At 33.6% G+C, this 4879-nt stretch carries 4 protein-coding genes; 3 read left to right on the top strand and 1 reads right to left on the bottom strand.

Annotated elements, in window-relative coordinates; genetic code table 11:
- Positions 1 to 147: 147 nt before the first annotated feature.
- On the bottom strand, positions 148 to 978 hold the full coding sequence (locus tag FLACOL7796_RS21855; RefSeq protein ID WP_173972902.1) for a phospholipase A: 831 nt from the start codon (positions 976 to 978) through the stop codon (positions 148 to 150).
- 380 nt (positions 979 to 1358) lie between these two features.
- Here FLACOL7796_RS21855 and FLACOL7796_RS21850 point away from each other — a divergent pair, with 380 nt between their 5' ends.
- From FLACOL7796_RS21850 to FLACOL7796_RS21840, 3 genes are all read left to right on the top strand, one after another.
- Positions 1359 to 1934 (top strand): hypothetical protein, encoded by a 576-nt coding sequence (locus tag FLACOL7796_RS21850; RefSeq protein WP_173972901.1) that lies wholly within the window; start codon positions 1359 to 1361, stop codon positions 1932 to 1934.
- A gap of 3 nt (positions 1935 to 1937) precedes the next feature.
- Complete coding sequence (locus FLACOL7796_RS21845; RefSeq protein ID WP_173972900.1) at positions 1938 to 4058, top strand: cation:proton antiporter; 2121 nt, start codon at positions 1938 to 1940, stop codon at positions 4056 to 4058.
- 246 nt (positions 4059 to 4304) lie between these two features.
- The gene (locus FLACOL7796_RS21840) at positions 4305 to 4859 is read left to right on the top strand and encodes an STM3941 family protein (protein WP_173972899.1); all 555 of its coding nucleotides are present in this window, start codon (positions 4305 to 4307) and stop codon (positions 4857 to 4859) included.
- The last annotated feature ends 20 nt before the right edge of the window (positions 4860 to 4879 follow it).

Raw genomic sequence — 4879 nt, 5'->3', positions numbered from 1 at the left:
AACAAGAAAATTCGTGTTAAATAAAATAAATAAAAACATTTTTTTTTAAAGTATAAAACAAAAAAGGCCGGAAGAATAATCTTCCGACCATGACTACTCCTTTGAGCGCTTTTTTTGTTTATGAAGTATATAGAAGATTTTTTACTTTTAAAAAATCCCCATGTTTTCGGGTTTAATGGTAAATCCTATACGTACCATACTTTTGTGTTCCTGATAATCTATCAAACTTTCTGTATACCCTACGAACCATTGCAGCGTTAGGTAATAATTCTCGGTTTTATAAGGTCGCCAGTTTACTTGGGTTTGCAAAGATCCGTAATTAATAAGGCCGCTTCCTTTCCTGAACAGAATATCTGCGCTCCATCGTCCGGGTTGTATCTGGTACGTGGCACTTGCCTCGCCATAACCTACATATTTAGTTAGTCCGGGATTATCTTCTTTATCAACAAGCGGAATCCATCCTCTAAGTCCCACAATCCATCGCGGAGAAATTTGTGATTTTAACGAAAATGCCAGCATATTCCAGGTTCTGGAGTAAATAGAATCTCTACCGTTTGATTCGTGTTCTAATGAGATTGTTCCGTAAGTTAATCTGTTTCCTTTTAAATAAAACGGACGTACAATGGCTACACCGGGATTAAAATTAATTTCTGAGAATGGTTTCGAACTCGCGTAAATGTCCCAAAATGCTTTTTGAGTATACATTAAATAGGGAAAAAATCCTCCCCATAAAGGCTTCGATTTTAATCTTAACTTAAAACTTACCTGATATTTTACATCTGCAGTATTACGGGTAATATCTGTATTAATAGGTACTCCGGTTAAAAAGTAATTGTCTTTGTGAACAGAAAAGCTTGGCTCCTTTAAAAGCGAATCTGCTGCACGGAAATTTTTGGTTTCTTCTACAATTTGAGAAATTTGAGCGTTTGATTTAATTGAAAATAAAACAAAAAAAATCAGTAAGTATTTGAAATGCATTTATATGTATTAAATGGTAAGTTATTTGTAATTTTTAGAATAAATATACTTCAATTTAAGACATCGGATTAACTCAATAAAAATAAGGTTAACTCAATAACTCTAAGTGTTTCTTTTTAAAAAATTACAGATTTTAAAGAATCCGTTTATCATCCTTAAATAAAAAATTTATAGCCTCTAATTAACAATCGTTTGTAGCTGATTTTTTGTGCATTTATCAGTGTTTAATACCTCAATTTTACTGCGCTTAAAAAATCTTAATGCGTCAAAAGCTGGATCTTTCCTAATTAATTTAGTACCTTGTAGTACCTAAATTTCTTTTACAACAGTAAAAGTGCCCGTTTTTATTCCAAAAAAAATTAATCCATAAGACCTGTTTTATGAAAAAAATCCCTCTAATATTATTTTTTACATGCTTGTTTATTTCATGCGAAAATAAAAAAGAACTAGAACTGCAAGAGAGAGAACAAGCTTTGAATTTAAGAGAAGAAAAATTAGCCGAAAAAGAAGCCGATTATCAATCTTTGCTCACGTTTCGTGATAGTATTTATGCATTAAAAGATACTGTAAAAGAGATTGCTACCTCTGTAAAAGAATGGCCTGAAAATATTCAGGGAATCTGGAACAGTAAAATGTTGTGTCGGGAATCTAACTGCAGCAAGTATGTAATAGGAGATCAGCGCAACGAAACCTGGCAATTTCTATCAGATTCTACCGGAATTTATACCAATGTTTTAAATAACAAAAAACTTACGCGTGTGTTTCAGGCCAAGTATATCGAAGATAAAATATTGCTTGAATTTAAAACGGACAGTGTTACTAAAAATAGTGTAAAAATGAATGTAGTTCTTGACGACATCAAAAACAACGTCATTAAAGGAACGCAAACGATCACGGGACAAGATAATTGTACTGCAAGATTTTCTGTAGAATTGACTCTTCCTCAAAAAAAATAATATATGTTTTTAAGTATACAACACGTTACCCTGCCTATAGAAGATCCTTTATTAAAGTTTCTCATTGAGCTTATTATAATATTGTGCATTCCGCTTTTGTTGAATAAAATAAAAGTACCTCATCTTTTGGGTCTTATTATAGCAGGAGCTGTAATAGGTCCTAACGGTTTTAATGTACTGGCAAGAGACAGCAGCGTTGTGGTAATAGGTACAACGGGACTTCTGTACATCATGTTTCTTGCCGGGCTTGAAATTGATATGGGCGATTTTAAAAAGAATAAATGGAAGAGTATTACTTTTTCAATTTACACTTTTATAGTACCCTTTGTATTGGGGCTTATTGGCGGTTATTATGTATTGCATTTTTCGGTTTTAACCAGCGTATTATTTGCCAGTTTATTTTCGTCACATACTCTTATTGTATATCCTATGATAAGCAAACTTGGCATCGCTAAAAAACTGGCCGTAAACATAACCGTGGGCGGAACTATGATTACAGATGTACTTTCGTTAGTGGTACTGGCCGTGGTTGTGGGGATGTCTCAGGGCGAAGTAGGAACTTCGTTTTGGGTACAATTATCCGTTTCTATGCTGTTATTTGCTCTAATCGTTTTATTGGTATTTCCTATTATAGCACGTTGGTTTTTTAAGAATGTCGAAGATAAAATTTCACAATATATATTTGTGATTGTCATGATATATCTGGCCGCTTTACTGGCAGAATTAGCCGGAATTGAAGCCATTATTGGCGCTTTCTTCGCCGGTCTTGCCTTAAACCGACTTATACCGCATACTTCGTCGCTTATGAATCGTGTAGAATTTGTTGGAAACGCGATTTTTATTCCCTTTTTTCTTATTAGTGTAGGTATGCTTATCGATTTTAATGCTTTTATTCAGAGTTGGGAAACTTTGGGAGTGGCTTCGGTGATGCTGATTGCTTCTATTGGAGGAAAATACGCAGCAGCTATTTTAACGAAAAAAACATTTAGCCTTACCAAAGATGAAGGTATACTTATTTTTGGAATGAGCTCTGCTTCTGCAGCTGCAACATTAGCAGCTGTAATGGTAGGATACAATATTATTTTATTCGAAAATGAAGCTGGAGAACCTGTACGTCTTTTAAACGAACATGTACTGAACGGAAGTATCTTACTTATTCTGGTTTCATGTACGATTTCATCATTTGTTTCTATGGCAAGTGCACAGCGAATTGCTGATGCCGATAAAGAAGAAACGGTTGCAGGAACAAGTCATGAAAATGAAAAAATTCTCTTGGCACTGAACCACGAAAATATCGTTGAAAAAATAGTAAATCTTGGTTTGCTCATCAAAACACAAACCAACAAAGACAGCTTGTTTGCCGTAAATATTATCAATGAAGCTAAAAGTGAATCTTCGTCTAAAAACGCAGAAAAACTACTTGGTGAAGCAGTAAATATGGCGGCTGGAGCCGATGTAAAACTAAATCCTATAACCCGATATGATAATGATGTAGTATTAGGAATCAGTAATGTCGTTAAAGAACAAAATATCACTGATCTTATCATTGGATTAGAAGAAGAAAAAGGTTTTTCATCTTCTTTTACTTTTAATTTGTATAATGGATATTTACGCAATAAGGAAATAAATGTCATTATCTATCACGCCGTTCAACCTGTTGCTACCATAAAAAAATACGCTGTTCTTATCCCGGCAAATGCGGAACGTGAACCCGGATTTTTTCATTCGCTATTAAGAGTGTGGAATATTGGTAAAAATTCAGGAGCAAAAATGAGTTTTTACGCTAATGATAAAACGACTGAGATTTTAAAGAGTATCATTAAAAAGGCCAATATCGAAGCCATTTTTAATACCGTAACGACATGGCAGGAAGCTCAGGAGGCTGCCTGCAATTTAGAACAGGACGAAGGTTTGATCATACTCATGGCAGACAGAGGCATGCCATCTTATCTATCGCAAATGCAAAATGTACCGGAAATTTTAAATAAAAATCTTAAGAACAATAATTACATCCTGATTTATCCTTTCTCTAAAATTGACAAAACCGTTACCGAAAAAAGAGCGGTAAGCAATTTGGATGATTTTGCTGATATTGGAAAAATCATTGGACGAATTTTTAAATAAATAAAAATAAATCAGTCGGGTGTAACGACTAAAATAAATTAAACACATAGAAACATAGATTTTATGTTTTTGAAAAGATTATTGAAAGAAACTTGTTTCTCACACATAGTCCCGAAGCCTCGGGATGAATTAATGCAAGTGAAACGCCTCTTTTAAGTTTAGTAATTCTATGTCTCTATGTGTTAAAAACAATTACATACAACGAGTAAATAAATATTCAAATACAAACAATCAATTAAATTTAAAATGCAGGAAATTAACGCAACAGGAAACGGAATTCAACTTTACAGAAATTCAAAGAAAACAAAAAAACTATTATTTACTTCTTTAGGAGTCTGCATTATTCTGCTTCTTGTTATTCTATATAGTGCCGGAATATTTGATGGCGAACTCAAAATAAAACCATTAGTGGTTTCGGCCGCAGTATTTTTAATCATGTTTATTCTTTTATTAAAAAGTGTAATCGGCTTAAAAGACAAAAGCCCATTAATCGAACTCAACAAACAAAACTTTTACGGTAAGACTACACCTATGTCGAAATCTTTTGGTGTTGTAAACTGGGAAGATGTGGCCGACATTCAATCTGAAAAAACGGGCGGAGATACTTTAGTAGTGGTTACCATCAACAATCCCGAAAAATACGAAGGCAGACTTTCGAAAATGCTTTGGAATATGGCTCACAATAAAGATACGAATCAGTTAATGCTAATGTATTCAGCTTCTGAAATTGATGTTGATTCTAATGCGCTTTTTAATTTGTTTACTAAATCCTGGAAAGAAAGTACTTCTGTAAGCATTTAAAATAGTCTCATAACGAATAA

It is taken from the genome of Flavobacterium bizetiae, assembly GCF_902804475.1.
GTDB classification, from domain to species: Bacteria; Bacteroidota; Bacteroidia; order Flavobacteriales; family Flavobacteriaceae; genus Flavobacterium; species Flavobacterium bizetiae.
This window is presented reverse-complemented; position numbering and strand designations above follow the sequence as displayed.